This window comes from Amycolatopsis sp. NPDC059027 (genome assembly GCF_042739735.1).
GTDB lineage: Bacteria > Actinomycetota > Actinomycetes > Mycobacteriales > Pseudonocardiaceae > Amycolatopsis.
On record NZ_JBHYIK010000007.1, the window covers coordinates 94721 to 109413 of the forward strand.

General features: G+C 72.5%; 16 protein-coding genes. 8 read left to right on the forward strand and 8 right to left on the reverse strand.

Annotation, left to right across the window (positions count from 1 at the left end; translation table 11 throughout):
* Positions 1-266 precede the first annotated feature (266 nt).
* The 4 genes from ACFWY9_RS07145 to ACFWY9_RS07160 all read right to left on the reverse strand — a co-directional run bounded on the left by ACFWY9_RS07145 (position 267) and on the right by ACFWY9_RS07160 (position 3423).
* A complete protein-coding gene (locus ACFWY9_RS07145) occupies positions 267-1271 on the reverse strand; it encodes an LLM class flavin-dependent oxidoreductase (protein WP_378338386.1) in 1005 nt (334 codons plus the stop codon).
* Between the two features lie 36 nt (positions 1272-1307).
* Positions 1308-1700, reverse strand: a complete 393-nt coding sequence (locus ACFWY9_RS07150; protein WP_378329634.1) for a DUF6221 family protein — start codon at positions 1698-1700, stop codon at positions 1308-1310.
* Positions 1701-1825: 125 nt separating this feature from the next.
* Positions 1826-2839, reverse strand: a complete 1014-nt coding sequence (locus tag ACFWY9_RS07155) for a DNA polymerase domain-containing protein (protein ID WP_378338387.1) — start codon at positions 2837-2839, stop codon at positions 1826-1828.
* 20 nt (positions 2840-2859) lie between these two features.
* Positions 2860-3423, reverse strand: a complete 564-nt coding sequence (locus ACFWY9_RS07160; RefSeq protein ID WP_378329632.1) for a GNAT family N-acetyltransferase — start codon at positions 3421-3423, stop codon at positions 2860-2862.
* A 67-nt stretch (positions 3424-3490) separates the two neighbouring features.
* Here ACFWY9_RS07160 and ACFWY9_RS07165 point away from each other — a divergent pair, with 67 nt between their 5' ends.
* From ACFWY9_RS07165 to ACFWY9_RS07200, 8 genes are all read left to right on the forward strand, one after another.
* A complete protein-coding gene (locus ACFWY9_RS07165; protein ID WP_378338388.1) occupies positions 3491-4162 on the forward strand; it encodes a TVP38/TMEM64 family protein in 672 nt (223 codons plus the stop codon).
* Positions 4163-4326: 164 nt separating this feature from the next.
* Positions 4327-5955, forward strand: a complete 1629-nt coding sequence (locus ACFWY9_RS07170) for a serine/threonine-protein kinase (RefSeq protein ID WP_378329630.1) — start codon at positions 4327-4329, stop codon at positions 5953-5955.
* A gap of 53 nt (positions 5956-6008) precedes the next feature.
* Positions 6009-6308, forward strand: a complete 300-nt coding sequence (locus ACFWY9_RS07175; RefSeq protein ID WP_378329629.1) for a hypothetical protein — start codon at positions 6009-6011, stop codon at positions 6306-6308.
* A 56-nt stretch (positions 6309-6364) separates the two neighbouring features.
* On the forward strand, positions 6365-6787 hold the full coding sequence (gene msrB, locus ACFWY9_RS07180) for a peptide-methionine (R)-S-oxide reductase MsrB (RefSeq protein ID WP_378329628.1): 423 nt from the start codon (positions 6365-6367) through the stop codon (positions 6785-6787).
* 91 nt (positions 6788-6878) lie between these two features.
* Positions 6879-7775 (forward strand): TIGR04222 domain-containing membrane protein, encoded by an 897-nt coding sequence (locus ACFWY9_RS07185; protein ID WP_378338389.1) that lies wholly within the window; start codon positions 6879-6881, stop codon positions 7773-7775.
* Between the two features lie 139 nt (positions 7776-7914).
* Complete coding sequence (locus ACFWY9_RS07190) at positions 7915-8829, forward strand: TIGR04222 domain-containing membrane protein (RefSeq protein ID WP_378329626.1); 915 nt, start codon at positions 7915-7917, stop codon at positions 8827-8829.
* Entirely contained in the window at positions 8822-9625 is an 804-nt protein-coding gene (locus ACFWY9_RS07195) for a DUF692 domain-containing protein (RefSeq protein WP_378329625.1), read from the forward strand. The genes ACFWY9_RS07190 and ACFWY9_RS07195 overlap by 8 nt, the downstream gene beginning before the upstream one ends.
* Positions 9622-9975 (forward strand): hypothetical protein, encoded by a 354-nt coding sequence (locus ACFWY9_RS07200; protein WP_378329624.1) that lies wholly within the window; start codon positions 9622-9624, stop codon positions 9973-9975. Before ACFWY9_RS07195 ends, ACFWY9_RS07200 begins: the two co-directional genes overlap by 4 nt.
* Here ACFWY9_RS07200 and ACFWY9_RS07205 read toward each other — a convergent pair.
* From ACFWY9_RS07205 to hemE, 4 genes are all read right to left on the reverse strand, one after another.
* Positions 9946-11304 carry a CoA transferase gene (locus ACFWY9_RS07205; RefSeq protein WP_378338390.1) on the reverse strand — a complete coding sequence of 453 codons (1359 nt, stop codon included), beginning with the start codon at positions 11302-11304 and terminating at the stop codon, positions 9946-9948. The genes ACFWY9_RS07200 and ACFWY9_RS07205 overlap by 30 nt on opposite strands.
* Positions 11305-11309: 5 nt before the next feature.
* On the reverse strand, positions 11310-12002 hold the full coding sequence (gene hemQ, locus ACFWY9_RS07210) for a hydrogen peroxide-dependent heme synthase (RefSeq protein ID WP_378338391.1): 693 nt from the start codon (positions 12000-12002) through the stop codon (positions 11310-11312).
* Positions 12003-12102: 100 nt separating this feature from the next.
* Positions 12103-13527, reverse strand: coding sequence for a protoporphyrinogen oxidase (hemG, locus tag ACFWY9_RS07215; protein WP_378338392.1), 1425 nt, complete (start codon positions 13525-13527; stop codon positions 12103-12105).
* Positions 13524-14612 carry a uroporphyrinogen decarboxylase gene (hemE, locus tag ACFWY9_RS07220; RefSeq protein WP_378338393.1) on the reverse strand — a complete coding sequence of 363 codons (1089 nt, stop codon included), beginning with the start codon at positions 14610-14612 and terminating at the stop codon, positions 13524-13526. The genes hemG and hemE overlap by 4 nt, the downstream gene beginning before the upstream one ends.
* Positions 14613-14693: the final 81 nt, after the last annotated feature.

Below are 14693 nucleotides of genomic sequence, written 5' to 3' on the forward strand. Positions count from 1 at the left end.
CGATTCACCTCCCTTCCCGGCACGTTCCGCGGAAACGCGCACAAGGAGGCGGCGGGCCACGCGCCCGCCCGGAGGTCACCGCGTGGCCGGGTGACCCGTCTGCTCACGGCTCTCGGCCGACCCGGCAGTCATGGCGCGACAGTAGCAACCCCCGACGTCGCCGGACCAGCCCTTTTTGGCCGGCATCCGCGCATCTCGCGTGATTGGACGCGCAACTCGCGTGATTGGACGCGCAACTCGCGTGATTGGGGGCGTATCTCGCGTGATCAGGCGGAGAACTCGTGTGCTGGGGCGAGGGCGCGGTAGGTGGCGAGGCGGTCGGCGGGGTCGTGGGTGGCGGTGGTGAAGAGGAATTCGTCGGCGCCGGTGCGGGCGGCCAGCGCCGACAGGCGGGAGAGGACTTCGGGGGCGGTGCCGTGGATCTGGGTGTCCAGGGCCGCGTCGAGGCGCTCGCGTTCGCGGGCGGTCATCGGGAGCGCGAGGATCTCGTCCGGTGGGGACAGCGGCGGGAAAACGCCGTGGCTGCGCGAATAAACCGTCGACCAGGCCTCGGGGACGAGCAACCGCCGGGCCGCCGGAGCTGTGTCGGCCACCGCCACCGCGGTCGAGACCACGACGTACGGCGCGGGCGCGAAAACCGAGGGGCGGAACCCGTCCCGGTACCGCGTGATCGCCTCGATCATCGCGGCCTCGCCCCGGATCTGGCCGATCACCAGTGGCAGTCCCAGTTCCGCGGCGAGGTCCGCCCCGGCGCCCGTCGCCAGCACGAACGGCGGCACGCGCAGCCCCTCGGCCGGGATCGCGTGCACCCCGGGATACGCCGTCTGCGCGCCGCCGAAGAACCCCAGCAGCTCCCGTACCCGGTCGCCGAAATCCGCCGCGTCCTCCTTGCCGTGCCCGAGTGCGCGGCGGACGCCGTCGGTGAACCCGACCGAACGGCCGAGCCCCATGTCGATCCGGCCGGGGAACAACGACTCCAGCACCCCGAACTGTTCGGCGACGACGAGCGGACGGTGGTTCGGCAGCATCACGCCGCCGGTGCCGACGCGGATCCGCGAGGTCGCGGACGCCACCGCGGCGGCGAGCACGGTCGGCGCCGAGCCGGCGACCCCGGGCACGCTGTGGTGCTCGGACACCCAGAACCGGTGGTACCCCAGCGTTTCGGCCTCCCGTGCGAAGGCGACCGTCTCCCGCAGCGCCGTCGCACCGCTGGTGTCGCGGCGGATCGGCGAACGGTCCAACACGGAAAGCCGGGCAGGCGATGCGCTCACACCGGGTTCAACGCCATCGGCGCGCCCGGATTCCCGTCAGGGCCGCCACCGTTCGCTGTAGTCGGGGTGATCGGCGTAGGGCAGGGCGAGGAGACGCAGCGTGGTACACCAGTTGGAGCCCGCCTCGTCACCGGGCACGTGGCAGGTTTCACACCAGTATTCGCTGCCGTACAGCGGAAAGCCGGGGACCTTCTCGGAGACCGTCGTGCGGTGGGCGAGCAGGATGCGCCGCGTGGCCTCGACCTCGTTGATCATCTGGTTGACGACGTCGAGCTCCATATCGGACAACGCGCGGATCCGTTGCTCGACAACGACTCTCGTCTCGCCCCTGCTGAGCGGCTCGCCCGCCTGGGCCTTGTTGACCGCCTGCATGATCAGCGCCTGACGCTGCCCGACACGTGCCGCGAGAAACGCGATCAAGTCGTCCACGTAAGGCCCTCCCTCCTGCTCGCTCCCCAGCCCCGGTCCGGGGAAGGTCGCCGGTCAGGGCCAGGACGTTACGCCCCCTTTTCGCTCGTCACAGCCGTCCGAGACACAGTGCGATCACACCGTCACTACGATCGGGCCCTGCTGGGCTGGACCCGCTTCGGTTCGCCCGGCATCTTCGGGTAGTCCGGCGGATACGGCATGTCACCGAGGCCGTGATCCCGCTCGTCACGGGCGTACCACTCCAGCAGCGTCTCGATGCCGAACGCCCGCTCGTCCATCGGCGCGTGCAGATCCCCGTGCCCGGCGAGGAAGTCCGGGATCGTCAGGACGTCGAAGTCGTCGGGATGCACCTCGCCCAGCAGGTCCCAGGTCAGCGGCGTCGACACGGTCGCGCGCCGGGTGCCCCGCACCGACCACGACGAGGCGACCGTGCGGTCACGGGCGGCCTGGTTGTAGTCGAGGAACACCCGCCCGCCGCGCTCCTCCTTCCACCACGCGACGGTCGCCCGCTCCGGGATCCGCCGCTCGACCTCCCGCCCGAGCGCGATCACCGCGTGCCGCACCGCGACGAAGTCCCACTCCGGCCGGATGCGCACCAGCACGTGCACCCCGCGCCCGCCCGAGGTCTTCGGGTAGCCGGTGAGCCCGGCTTCCGCCAGCACCTCGCGCACCACCCCGGCCACCGCGACGGCGTCGGCGAACCCGGCCTCGTCCGGCGGGTCGACGTCGACGCGGAGCTCGTCGGGATGATCGACGTCGTCGCGGCGCACCGGCCACGGATGGAAGTCGAACGTGCCGAGGTTGGCCGCCCAGGCGAACACCGCGGGCTCGGTCGGACAGACCTCCTCGGCCTTCCGCCCGGACGGGAAGGTGATCTCGGCCTTGTCCACCCACGCGGGCGAGCCCTTCGGGACGCGCTTGGCGTAGAAGACGTCACCCTCGACGCCGTCGACGTACCGCTTCAGCGTCGTCGGCCGCTCGCCGATCGCCCGCAGCAGCGGGCCACCGACCGTGATGTAGTGCTCGACGACCTGGCGCTTCGTGATCCCGCGCTCGGGGAAGTAGACCTTGTCCGGGCTCGACACGCGGACGGTGCGCTCCCCCACCCGGTACTCGACCGGCTCACCGTTCTTGGGCATGCGCCCACCGTAGTGGGGTTTCAGCCGCGCCGGTCGCTTTCCAGAACGCCCATCCGGATCACGTCGTGCCAGGCGCCGTCCCAGCGCAGCGCTTCCCGCTGCACGCCTTCGGCGACGAACCCGCACTTCTCGTACACACGCCGCGCGCGGGGGTTGAAGTCGAACACCTCGAGCTGGACCCGATGCAGGCCGACCAGCCCGAAGGCGTAGTCGAGCACGAGGCGGACGGCCTCGGTCCCGTAGCCGCGGCCGAAGTCCCCCGGCCGGGAAAGCGCGATCCGGAACCCCGCGGAAGCGTTGCCCGCGTCGACGTCCGTCAGTGCGGCGTCGCCGACGTAGACGCGGTCTCCGGCGCGCAGGATCGCCCAGTCCGCGCGATCGGTCAGCCCGGGACGGCTCGCGTTCCACTTCCGGATCTGCTCGTGGGTGAACGTCGTGTGTGTCCCGGTAAGCCGCCGCGACTCGGGGTCCATGTCCTGCAGCGACGCCCACGAGTCGTCGAGGTGCGACTCGTCCAGCTGGGTCAGCACGACCTTCTCGCCGGTCAGGTCGGGTTGTACGCGCAGTGCCTCGACGTCGATCATGGGCCGAGCGAAGCACGCCGGGTGACGCACGTCATCCGAGTTTCGGCGCGCCCGCTACCGTGGACGCGTGTCCGGCCGTATCAAGCTGATCCTCGCGCTCGCCGTGCTCGCCCTGCTGCTGGCGGCCGCGGTGGCCCTGCCGATCCCCGGCCCGGCGCAGCTGCGCGCCTGGGCGGCCGCGACGGGGTCGGCGACGCCGCTGGTGCTCTTCCTCGCCTATTCCCTGCTCACCGTCGCGCCGGTGCCGCGGACGGTGTTCAACCTGGCCGCAGGGCTGCTCGTGGGCACCGCCGCCGGGATCGCCATCGGCCTGGCCGCCACCACGATCGCGTCGGCACTGTCGTTCGGGCTCGCCCGGCTGCTCGGCCGCGACCTGGTGACCCGGCACCTGCACCGGAACGTCGTGCGCACGGTCAACGAGCGGCTCTCCGACGGCGGTGTGCTGGCCGTCACCTCACTGCGGCTCATCCCGGTGGTGCCGTTCGCGCCGTTCAGCTACGTCTGCGGCGTGTCGGGCGTGCGGGTCGTGCCGTATCTCGTCGGCACGCTGCTGGGGAGCGTTCCCGGCACGGTGGCCGTCGTCGTGCTCGGGGACGCGCTGACCGGCGGGACCCCGCCCGCGCTCCTGGTCTGTTACGGCGTTTTCGCCGTCGCCGGCGCGGCCGGGCTGTACCGGGTGTTCCGAAAACGGCGCGGTGACACGGAGTCCGGGAAAACGGTCTCGACACCCGCTGGCTGACGGCGGCCGCGAAGTTCGGACCGCTACACTCGGACGGGTCCGCGCGGGGAATTCGCGCTGAGTAAGGCCACCATCACCGGGATTTTCGAGGAGCAGGCGCCATCGACACCGGGCAGTTGATCGCGGGGCACTACCGTCTCGCCGAGCACATTGGTAGCGGTGCCATGGGCGTGGTGTGGCGTGCCGTCGACGTGCGCCTGGAACGCTCCGTGGCGATCAAGCAGATCCTGCCGCAGCCCGGCACGTCCGAGGCGGAGCGGGACAACCTGCGCCAGCGCGCGATGCGCGAGGCGAAGAACGCCGCCCGCTTCCAGCACCCGAACGCGATCGTCGTCTTCGACATCGCCGAGGACGGCGGCGACCCGTGCCTGGTGATGGAGTTCCTCAACGGGCCGAGCCTGTCCGCGATCCTCGCCGAACGCGGCACGCTGCCGCTGGGCGAGGTCGCCCGCATCGGCGAGCAGGTGGCCTCGGCGCTGGTCGCCGCCCACCGGGCCGGGATCGTGCACCGCGACGTCAAGCCCGGCAACATCCTCATCGACGAGACCGGCACCGCGAAGATCACCGACTTCGGCATCTCGCGCGCGGCGGGTGACATGACGCTCACCGCGACCGGGCTCATCGGCGGCACCCCCGCCTACCTGGCGCCCGAGCTGGCCCGCGGCGCCGACCCGGTGCCCAGCTCCGACGTCTTCGCGCTGGGCGCGACGCTGTATCAGGCCATCGAGGGCAGCACGCCCTACGGGAACTCGACGAACCAGCTGGCGCTGCTCTACGCCGCCGCGAACGGCCAGATCAACCCGCCGCAGCAGGCGGGCGCCGCGACGGCGTTGCTGATGAGCCTGCTCAGAGCCGAGCCCGAGGAGCGGCCGTCCATGGCCGAGGCGCGGGACCGGCTCGCCGCGCTGGCCGCCAAGGACCCGGCCGCCCCGGGCACCCAGGTTTCGCCGCCGCTCTTCGGCGGTGGCGCCGGCACCGGTGGCCGCAAGCCCGCCGGTGCGGACCTCCCCGCCGCGCCCAGCACTCCCGGCCGCGGCACCGAACGTCCGCCGTGGCAGCGCACCGGCGCGCCGTCGTCGGCCCCGATCCCGGTGCAGGCCCCGCCTCCCGCCGGTCCGCCGCGTACGCCGACCGCCGCGTTCGTGCCGCAGCAGCCCCCGCGCCAGCCGCACACCCCGCCGCGCCCGATGCCCTCGGCCGCCGCGCCCCAGCGCCCCGCCGCACCCGCCCCTGCCACCGACACGAAGCGGAAGGCCGCGATCTTCGCCGGCGTCGGCGCCGCCGTCGTGGTGGTGGCCGTCGTGGTGTTCTTGATCCTGAACTCGGCCACCGACAACAAGGGCACCTCCTCCGGCACGCAGCAGCCGCCGAACTCGCCCGCGGCGTCGCAGAACAAGCCGTCCACGAAGCCGAGCACGGCCTCTCCCGCGCTCAACACGACGAAGACCGACGGCAAGGTCGGCGACTACGGCGGGGCCGGGCAGCTGGTGGTCAACTTCTTCGGCAACCCGGGCGGGAACTGGAGCCTGCTGACGCCCGCCGCGCAACGGGTCTACGGCAGTGAGTCGGGATACCAGCAGTACTGGAGCCAGCAGCAGCAGAACATCAAGGGGTACGTCAACGCCCACGCCGACAGCGGGACCAACGAGAGCGACGGTTCGCTGATCATGAACCTCACCCTCAACGGGACACGGCGCGCCTACCGGATCGTCATGCAGGGCGGGCAGATGGTGATCGACAGCGACACCCGCCTCGACCCCACGGCGGCCCCGGAGAGCGGCGCTAACCAGTGAGACGTGCGGCGCGAACGCTGTCCCGCGCCGCGCCGGTGGCTTACTGTGGTCCCATGGCCGAAATCGGACAACCCGGCCAGCATCCTCGCTTCCACGAGGATCTGGTCGGTCTCGATCCGAACGATCCGGAGGCTCGCGCGTTCGCCGAGCACCTGGACCGGATGGAGCGCTGCGGGCCGAACTTCACCATCGAAGCCTGCCTCGACGGCGTGTCCGACTTCGCCGACTCCAGCAACCGCCTCGGCGGCCTCCGCTACTGGGTCTCGGCGCTGATCGCCGTGCTCATCATCGTCGGGGTGATCGTGGCCGCGTGGGACATCGTGACGCGCGCCGTGGCGTGGCTCGCACAGTAGCCGCCGAGGACGGCGTCCCGCCGATCCCGCGGAGTAACGTGGAACCGGTGAAAGGTATGAAACCCGTTGTCGGAGCCACCCCGCGCGTCGTGAAGTCCGAGCAGGAGTGGCGGCAGCAGCTTTCCGCGGAGGAGTACGCCGTGCTCCGCCAGGCCGGGACGGAACGCCCGTTCACCGGCGAGTACACCGACGCCAAGACCACCGGTGTCTACGAGTGCCGCGCCTGCGGGGCCGAACTGTTCCGCAGCGACACGAAGTTCGAGAGCCACTGCGGCTGGCCGTCGTTCTACGATCCGGCCGATTCCGACGCCGTCCTGCTGCGGGAGGACCGCAGCATGGGCATGAAGCGCATCGAGGTGCTCTGCGGCTCCTGCCACAGCCACCTCGGGCACGTCTTCGAGGGCGAGGGGTACCCCACCCCGACCGACCAGCGCTACTGCATCAACTCGATCTCGCTGAAGCTCGTTCCCGAGTCGTAACCACCCGGCGGCCAACCCCGCGCCCTCCCTCGCACGTGCTCACCGACACGGCTTCCGGCCGTGGCATCTCCGGACGAGGGAGGGCGAGCTCATGACCGACACCTGGGGGATTCCCGGCCCCGCCTTTCTCGCGCTCTACCTGGGCTTGGCGCTGATCCCGCTCGCCGTGAACCAGCTGCGGCTGTTTCGCCTGCGCACCGGTCCGCGCACGACGGCCCCGCTCACGAACGGCTACCAGGTCGCCGCGCTGGCGGGTGGCATCGAGCGGGTCGCGGACACCGTGCTCGCGGCGATGCTCGAACGCGAGCAGGTCCGCATCGACAGCGTGGGCAGGCTGTACATCACCCCCGCGCGTCCCGCCGACGCGCTCGGCCTCGCCGCGGCCACCGCGATCGGTTCGCGAGCGCCGACACAACCGAGTTCCCTGCGCGAGGTGCTCGCGGCCGACCCGGCCATGGCGGCGTTGCTCGGCGAACTGAGCGGTGCCGGGCTGTTCGTCGACGAGGCCAAACGGCACCGTGCCTGGCTGGGAACGGCCGCGGCCTACGTCCCGCTCCTCGTGTTCGGCCTCGTGCGGCTTGCCGCCGGAGGCACGCGGGGCAAGCCGATGGTCGTCCTCGCGATCCTGATCGTCGCCGTGACCGGCCTCGCCGTCGCCGCGGTGCTCGCGTCCACCCCCAAGCCCGCGCGGGTCACCTCGGCGGGAGACCGGGCGCTGGACGCCACCCGCGCGGACAGGAGCCTGCTGCACGGCGCCGCGGCCGACGTCGCCCTGTACGGGCTGTCCGCCTACCCCGACAGGGAGATCCGCAAGGTCCTGGTATCGGCCCGTGGTTCCGGCGATCACGGCCCGGGCTGGGCCGTCCGGGTCGGTCGTTCATCCCGCGGGATCGGCTCTTCCTACGGCGGGGCTTCGTCGTGCGGTGTCTGCTCGTGTGGGGGCGGGGGTTCGTCCTGCGGTGGGGGTGGCGGAGGCTGCGGCGGCTGAGGATGTGGCGGGAACGGGATGGCCGGTCCGGCCATCCCAGTACGCGACGCGGGACACCCGCCGGAGTCGGCCGAAATGCCCTCCCGGCCTGAGGTGTCCCGGTTACGGTAAGCGCAGTCGTTGGAGGGGGAGGCGGACGATGAAGGACCTGTGGGGCATTTCCGGCCCGGAGTACCTGGCGTTGCACGCGGGTTTGCTCGGTGTCGTACTGCTCGCCCGCGTGCTCGCGCCGGCGCTGTCCCGGCTGGGGCGGCCGAACACGGTCGCACAGCCGGAGGCGACGCTTTCGGTGTACCAGCTCGCCTGCCTCGCGGGCGGGCCGGACCGGGTCGTCGACGCGGCGATCGCGGCGCTGGTCGAACGGGGCGAGCTGCGTGTCAGCAGCACGAAAAAGATCACGTCGACGACCGGGAAGGTCCCGGCGGACCCGATCGAACGCGTGGTCGCCGAGGCCGCCCGCAGCGCCAAGTCGACCACGACGATCCGGGCCAGGGCCCGGATCACCGCACCGATCCGGACGATGACGGCCGACCTCGAACAGCGTGGCCTGCTTCAGCCCGTGTCGCGGATCAAGACACTCCGCCTGGCGATCCAGCTGTTCGCCATCGCCGTCCTGGTGCTCGCTATCGTCCGGTTCGTGGCGGGCATCGGGGCGGGGCACTCGGTCGGTTACCTGGCCTTCCTGATCATCGTCACGATCTTCATCGTCGTGGTGACCGCCGGTGACCGGCGCAAATCCGGGACGCGGCTGCCGACCGCCGCCGGGAACACCGTCCTCGGCCGGGCCAATGCCGAACACCGCCACGGCGCCCCGGCCTCCGGCGCGGTGCCCGCCGGGGTGGTCCTCGCCGGGGCGGCGGCAGCGGTGGCGCTCGGCGGGCTGGCGATGTACCCCGACGAGGAACTGCGGGCCGCGCTGATGCCCCCGGTCACCTCGGGTTTCGGCGGGGGCGGCTCGTCCGGCGGGTCCTCGTGCAGCAGTGGTTCCTCCTGCAGCAGCGGGTCGTCGTGCGGCGGGGGCGGTGGCTGCGGCGGCGGGGGCTGTGGTGGCTGACCGGCTCGGGGTGGGCATCGGCTGGCGCGAGGAGCTGGACCTCTCGATCGCCCGGATGCCGGGCGTCGACTGGGTCGAGGTGGTCGCCGAGAACCTGCACGCCCCGCATCTGCCCGAATCGCTGATCGCCTTGCGGGACAAGGGACTCCCGGTGCTCCCGCACGCGGTGTCCCTGTCGCTCGGCGGCGCCGAGCCGGTCGACACGAGCCGTGTCGAGCATCTGGCCGAGATCGCCCGCGCGCTCGGCGCGCCACTGGTGAGCGACCACGTGTGCTTCGTCCGGGCGGGCGGCCTCGACTCCGGCCACCTGATGCCGCTGCCGCGGACGCGGGACGCGCTGGACGTGCTCGTCGCGAACGTCCGCCTCGCGCAGTCCATTGTGGAGGTTCCGCTGGCGCTGGAGAACATCGCCGCGCTGCTGGAATGGCCGGACGCGGAGCTGTCCGAGGAGCAGTTCCTCACCGAGCTCACCGAGCGCACCGGGTGCGGCCTGATCATCGACGTCGCGAACCTCTACGCCAACGCGCGCAACATCGGCACCGATCCGGTGGCGTTCCTCGACGGCATCCCGTGGGAGCGGCTGGCCTACGTGCACATGGCGGGCGGCGTCGAACGCGACGGTGTCTACCACGACACGCACGCGCATCCCGTGCTGCCGGAGGTGCTCGACCTGCTCGCCGAGCTGTGCCGCCGCACCGACCCGCCCGGCGTCCTGCTGGAACGCGACGACGACTACCCCACCGACAGCGAACTCGCCGCCGAACTGGCCGCGCTGCGCGGGGTGCTGACGTCGTGAACACCGATCCCCGCGAGCGACTGGCCGCGCGGCAGGCGGAGCTGCTGCGGGCGCTGCTCGCGGGTGGCGACGCGCCGGAGGGTTTCGACCCGAAGCGGCTGCGCGTCGAGTCGGATGTCTTGCTGCGCAAGCGAAGCAGGCTCATCGCGTTCCTGCGCCCGGACCTCGCCGAAGCCCTCGGGTCCCGGTTCTTCGGGCTGTTCCTCGCCTATTCCACCGAGAATCCCAAATCCGCCGACACCAGGACCCGCGCGTACGCCGACGAGTTCGGCGAATGGCTCATCGCCCGTGGTGAACTGCCCAAGCCGAAGCGCCGCTGGCTACCACGTCGGGGTACCACTGCCCGGTAGCGGCGCGGCGTCCGTCCACTGTGGAGGGGCGCCGGGCAGCACCCCCGCCATCTTGACCCTGGTGAGCCTGCCGAAGTCGCTGTCGACATCTTCGAGCAAGTCGTCGAAGGACACCTCGGCGCCCTTGGTTTCCTTACGTCCCAGGGAATCCAGCCAGCGGCCGGTACCAGCCAGGGAAAGCCGGACGTGCCAGGTGCCGCCGTCGGTGACCGTGCGCCGCAGCGCCGTCATGATCCCGGCCGCGGTGAGCCAGCCGGTGGCGTGGTCGAGCGCCTGCACCGGCAGCGGCCTCGGCTCGTCGGCATCCGCGACCTGGGCGCCCTCGTGCGCGATCCCCGAGGCCATCTGGACAAGGCTGTCGAAACCGCGACGCCGCGCCCACGGCCCTTCCCAGCCGTAGGCGGACAGATCGGCCACGACAAGACCGGGCCGCAGCTCCGCCATGTCCTCGGGCGCGAAACCCTTGCGTGCCAGCGATTCCGGCCGGAAGGACTGGAGGACGACGTCGGCGCGGCTGATCAGCTTCCGCAGTTTCGCGCGGCCGCCCTCGGTGTCGAGCGCGACGAACGCCGAGCGCTTGCCCATCCCGGTGTCCATCGTCAGCGGCTCGATCCTCGGCAGGTGTGCGGCGCCGATGTGCAGCACGTTCGCGCCGTGCGCGGCCAGCACGCGGCCCGCGACCGGACCGGCGATGACGTGGGTCAGCTCCAGCACCCGGACCCCACCCAGCGGCCGGTCCGAGTCGAACAGCCTACGCGGCGGTGCTTCGCCGAGCGGCGTCAGATCCACCACGGGCAGCGCCGCGACGGCCTGGCCCTGCGGATGCGCCAGCCAGTCCTCGCGCGAGCGCAGCTGTGCGGCGGCCCCGCCGGCGGTGACCACGGCGGACTCGACCTCGTACGCGGTCTTCGCGGCGACAGTCTTCGCCACGGCTTCGCGGGTCGCGGGCACGCCGAGGCCCCAGCACACGGCCGATTCGTGACGCCGGTTGTTGGCGTGCAGCTTGACCCAGCCGTCGGCGGCGCGGTAGTCCCCGGCGATCGGGCCCCAGATGTTCCCCGGCGATCCGCCGTCGAGCCGCAGCAGCCGTTCGCTGTGGAAGGCGGCGGCCGCGTGCCGGGTGTCGATACCGGCGACGCCGGGCTCGATTCCGCGCAGCCGCAGCATTTCCGCGGCGGAAAGGGTCGCGGCGGCGATGCTCGACGTCGCTGCCGCCTCGACCCGGAACGGGCCGGGCAGCACGTCCTCGCCGCCGGTCAGCTCGGCGGCGCCGGGCGCGAGGGTGTCCCCGGTGAGCGTGTGCCAGAGCCCGGCCAGCGCGTCCCGCACGGCGGTTACGGGAGTGCCGCGACGAGCTCGTCGGGCGGCACGCGGGTCCCGGTGTAGAACGGGATCTCCTCGCGCACGTGCAGCCGGGCCTCGGTGCCGCGCAGGTGCCGCATCAGGTCGACGATGCGGTGCAGCTCGTCGGCCTCGAACGCCAGGATCCACTCGTAGTCGCCGAGCGCGAACGAGGCGACGGTGTTGGCGCGCACGTCCGGGTAGTCGCGGGCTTCCTTGCCGTGGTCGGCGAGCATCTTGCGGCGCTCGTCGTCGGGCAGCAGGTACCACTCGTAGGACCGCACGAACGGGTACACGCAGATGTACTTGCGGGCCTCCTCGCCGGCGAGGAACGCCGGGATGTGGCTCTTGTTGAACTCGGCGGGCCGGTGCAGCGCGGTCTGGCTCCAGACCGGCGCCGACGCGCGGCCGAGCGGGGTGCGGCGGAACCCGGCGTAGGCGGCCTGGACCTGCTCGATCTCCTCGGCGTGCCACCAGATCATGTAGTCGGCGTCGGCACGCAGCGCGGACAGGTCGTACACCCCGCGCACCACGACACCCTTGCCCGCCAGCGCGTCCAGGTACTCGGTGGTCTCCCGCGCCGCGGCACCGCGATCCTCGCCGAGCCGCCCGGGCTCGACCCGGAAGACCGACCAGGTCGTGTAGCGGATGGTGTCGTTCAGCTCGTTGTAGTTCAGCCGCGCCATGCTTCCATCTTGGCACCTGTCGCCCCTGGCCGTCCGCCCAGGTACACGTGATCTCCGTCCACGCACGCGAGATCTCCGTCCGCGCACGCGAGATCACCGTCTAGGTACGCGAGATCGCCGAAAGGTGCTCCGCGACGCGCTTCGCCGCGGCGTCCGCGGTAGCCACGCACGCAGGGAGGCCGACGCCGTGCAGCGTCGCCCCGGCGACCGCGAGCCCCGGCACGTCCGCCACCGCCCGTTCGATGCGCTCGACCCGGTCCAGATGCCCGGCCCCGTACTGCGGAAGCCCGCCGCCCCAGCGCGTCACGAGTGTGTCGATCGGCGAAGCCGTGACGCCGGAAAGGCGCGCGAGATCCTCACGCACGACACGCACCAGCTCGTCGTCGTCCGCGTGCAGCGCGCCCGGCTCGCCGAACCGGCCGACCGAACCCCGCACGAGCACCGGACCACCCTCAGGAGCGAGGTGGGCCCATTTCCGGCTGGAGAAGGTGAACGCCTTGACCGCGTACGGAACGCCCGAAGTGTCCCGCTCCCCCGCGCCGATCAGCACCCCCGACGCCTCGGGCAGCACGGTCCCGGGCGGCAACGCCAGCGCCACCACGGCCATCGACGCCAGCTCGACCTCGCCGAACGCCGTCGCCGCGGCCGGGACGACGTCCGCCAGCAACCGCCGCGCGGACGGCGCGGGGACCGCGAGCACCACCGCGTCGACGTCGACCGGGGTGTCCGAAGGCGCGTGCACGGCGGCCGCGGCCCCGAGTTCGAGCCGCCATCCCGTCGCGGTCCGGCTCAGTGCGCGGACCGGCGCGCCGGTCCGGATCCCGGCGCCGGACAGCTCGGCGAGCCGGTCGAGCAGCGTGCCCAGACCGCCGACGAGGGTGCCGAACACCGGCGCCGTCCCCGGCGTCCTGGGCAGCAGCGTCGCGGCGGCCGCGGTCAGCGAACCCGCGCCGGAGGCGACCGCCGAGGCCAGCCCCGGCATGGTCGCGCGCAGGCCCAGCCCGTCGGCTCCCCCGGCGTAGACGCCGCCCAGCAACGGATCCACGAGCCGGTCCACGAGTTCGTCGCCGAACCGCTCGCGCAGCAACGGCCCCAGCGGCACATCGGCCCCTGGCAAGGACACCGGCGGCAACGTCGTTTCGGCCTCGACGGCGCGCCGTCCCTCGGGCGAAAGCACGTCCGCGACGGCGTCCGCGGAGGCCGGGACGCCCATGACCGTGCCGGGCGGCAGGCCGAGAACCGCTCCCCCGGCGTGGATCTTCGCCCGCGCCTTCGTCGGATGCGTGATCAGCTCGCCGAGCCCGATCTCGCGCGCCAAAGCGGTCATCTCGGGACGCCGCGCCAGGAACGCCTCGGCACCGACGTCGTAACGCTGTCCGGCCACTTCGGCCGTGCGCAGCTTCCCGCCGGGCACCGGAGAAGTCTCGAACACCGTGATCGCGGCGGCCTCGCCGAGCAGGGTCCGCAGCCGGTACGCGGCGGTCAGCCCGGAGATGCCCCCGCCGACGACGGCAACCCGCTTCACGGCCGCAGCTCGTGCACCAGCCCGACGACGCGGGTCAGCACGTCCGGGTCGACGCCGGGCAGCACGCCGTGCCCGAGGTTGAAGATGTGCCCCGCGGCCGCGCGGCCCTCCTCGACGATCCGGCGGACTTCGGCCTCCAGCACCGGCCACGGCGCGTAGAGCAGCGCCGGGTCGAGGTTGCCCTGCACGACCGGCGCGGCCGAGCCGGTCGCGGACAACCGCCGGGCGGCCTCGTCCAAGGGGACCCGCCAGTCGACGCCGACGACGTCCGCGCCCGCGTCGCGCATCGCCACCAGCAGCTCTCCGGTGCCGACGCCGAAGTGGATGCGCGGCACGCCGTACTCGGCGACCCCGGCCAGGACCCTGGCCGAATGCGGCAGGACGAACTCGCGGTAGTCCCGCTCCGACAGCGCGCCCGCCCACGAGTCGAACAGCTGGATGGCGTCGACCCCGGCGTCGAGCTGCGCGCGCAGGAAGGTGAGCGCGAAGTCGGCGAGACGCCCGGCGAGCTCGTGCCACAGCGCGGGGTCGGCGTGCATGAGCGCCTTGGTGTGCTCGTGGTTGCGGCTCGGCCCGCCCTCGATGAGATAGCTGGCCAGCGTGAACGGCGCGCCGGCGAAGCCGATCAGCGGCGTCTCTCCGAGCCGCTCCACCAGCAGCCGCACGCCGTCGGCCACCTTCGCGACCTGCCCGGTCTCGAGAACCGGCAGCGCCCGCACCGCGGCGAGGTCGCGGACCGGTTCCGCCACGACCGGGCCGGTGCCGGGCACGATGTCGATGTCCACCCCGGCCGCCTTGAGCGGCACGACGATGTCGCTGAACAGGATCGCGCCGTCGACGCCGTGGCGGCGCACCGGCTGCAGCGTGATCTCGGCGAGCATCTCGGGGTCGAAGCAGGCGTCGAGCATCGGCACGCCTTCGCGCAGCGCGCGGTACTCGGGCAGCGACCGTCCGGCCTGGCGCATGAACCAGACCGGGGTGTGCGCCGGGCGCTCGCCCCTGGCGGCGGCCAGCAGCGGCGCCCCGGGCAGGGCACGCCGGGCGGCCGTGGACAGGGACGGCTGGGAAGACAGCGAGGAAGACATCGTCTTCATCGTGCCACGCCCCGGCTCGGGCCCGTTCTTCGGCGCGCCTGCCCCCGCAACCGGGCGTGTCCGCCCTAGAGT

What these genes read in the sequence shown, in the direction of transcription:
- ACFWY9_RS07160 (WP_378329632.1), bottom strand. Translation starts at nt 3,423, where the DNA reads ATGATCGACGTCGAGGCACTGCGCGTACAACCCGACCTGACCGGCGAG.
- hemQ (WP_378338391.1), bottom strand. Translation starts at nt 12,002, where the DNA reads ATGGCGCGGCTGAACTACAACGAGCTGAACGACACCATCCGCTACACG.
- ACFWY9_RS07155 (WP_378338387.1), bottom strand. Translation starts at nt 2,839, where the DNA reads ATGCCCAAGAACGGTGAGCCGGTCGAGTACCGGGTGGGGGAGCGCACC.
- msrB (WP_378329628.1), top strand. Translation starts at nt 6,365, where the DNA reads ATGAAACCCGTTGTCGGAGCCACCCCGCGCGTCGTGAAGTCCGAGCAG.
- ACFWY9_RS07175 (WP_378329629.1), top strand. Translation starts at nt 6,009, where the DNA reads ATGGCCGAAATCGGACAACCCGGCCAGCATCCTCGCTTCCACGAGGAT.
- hemE (WP_378338393.1), bottom strand. Translation starts at nt 14,612, where the DNA reads ATGTCTTCCTCGCTGTCTTCCCAGCCGTCCCTGTCCACGGCCGCCCGG.
- ACFWY9_RS07170 (WP_378329630.1), top strand. Translation starts at nt 4,327, where the DNA reads ATGGGCGTGGTGTGGCGTGCCGTCGACGTGCGCCTGGAACGCTCCGTG.
- ACFWY9_RS07185 (WP_378338389.1), top strand. Translation starts at nt 6,879, where the DNA reads ATGACCGACACCTGGGGGATTCCCGGCCCCGCCTTTCTCGCGCTCTAC.
- ACFWY9_RS07190 (WP_378329626.1), top strand. Translation starts at nt 7,915, where the DNA reads ATGAAGGACCTGTGGGGCATTTCCGGCCCGGAGTACCTGGCGTTGCAC.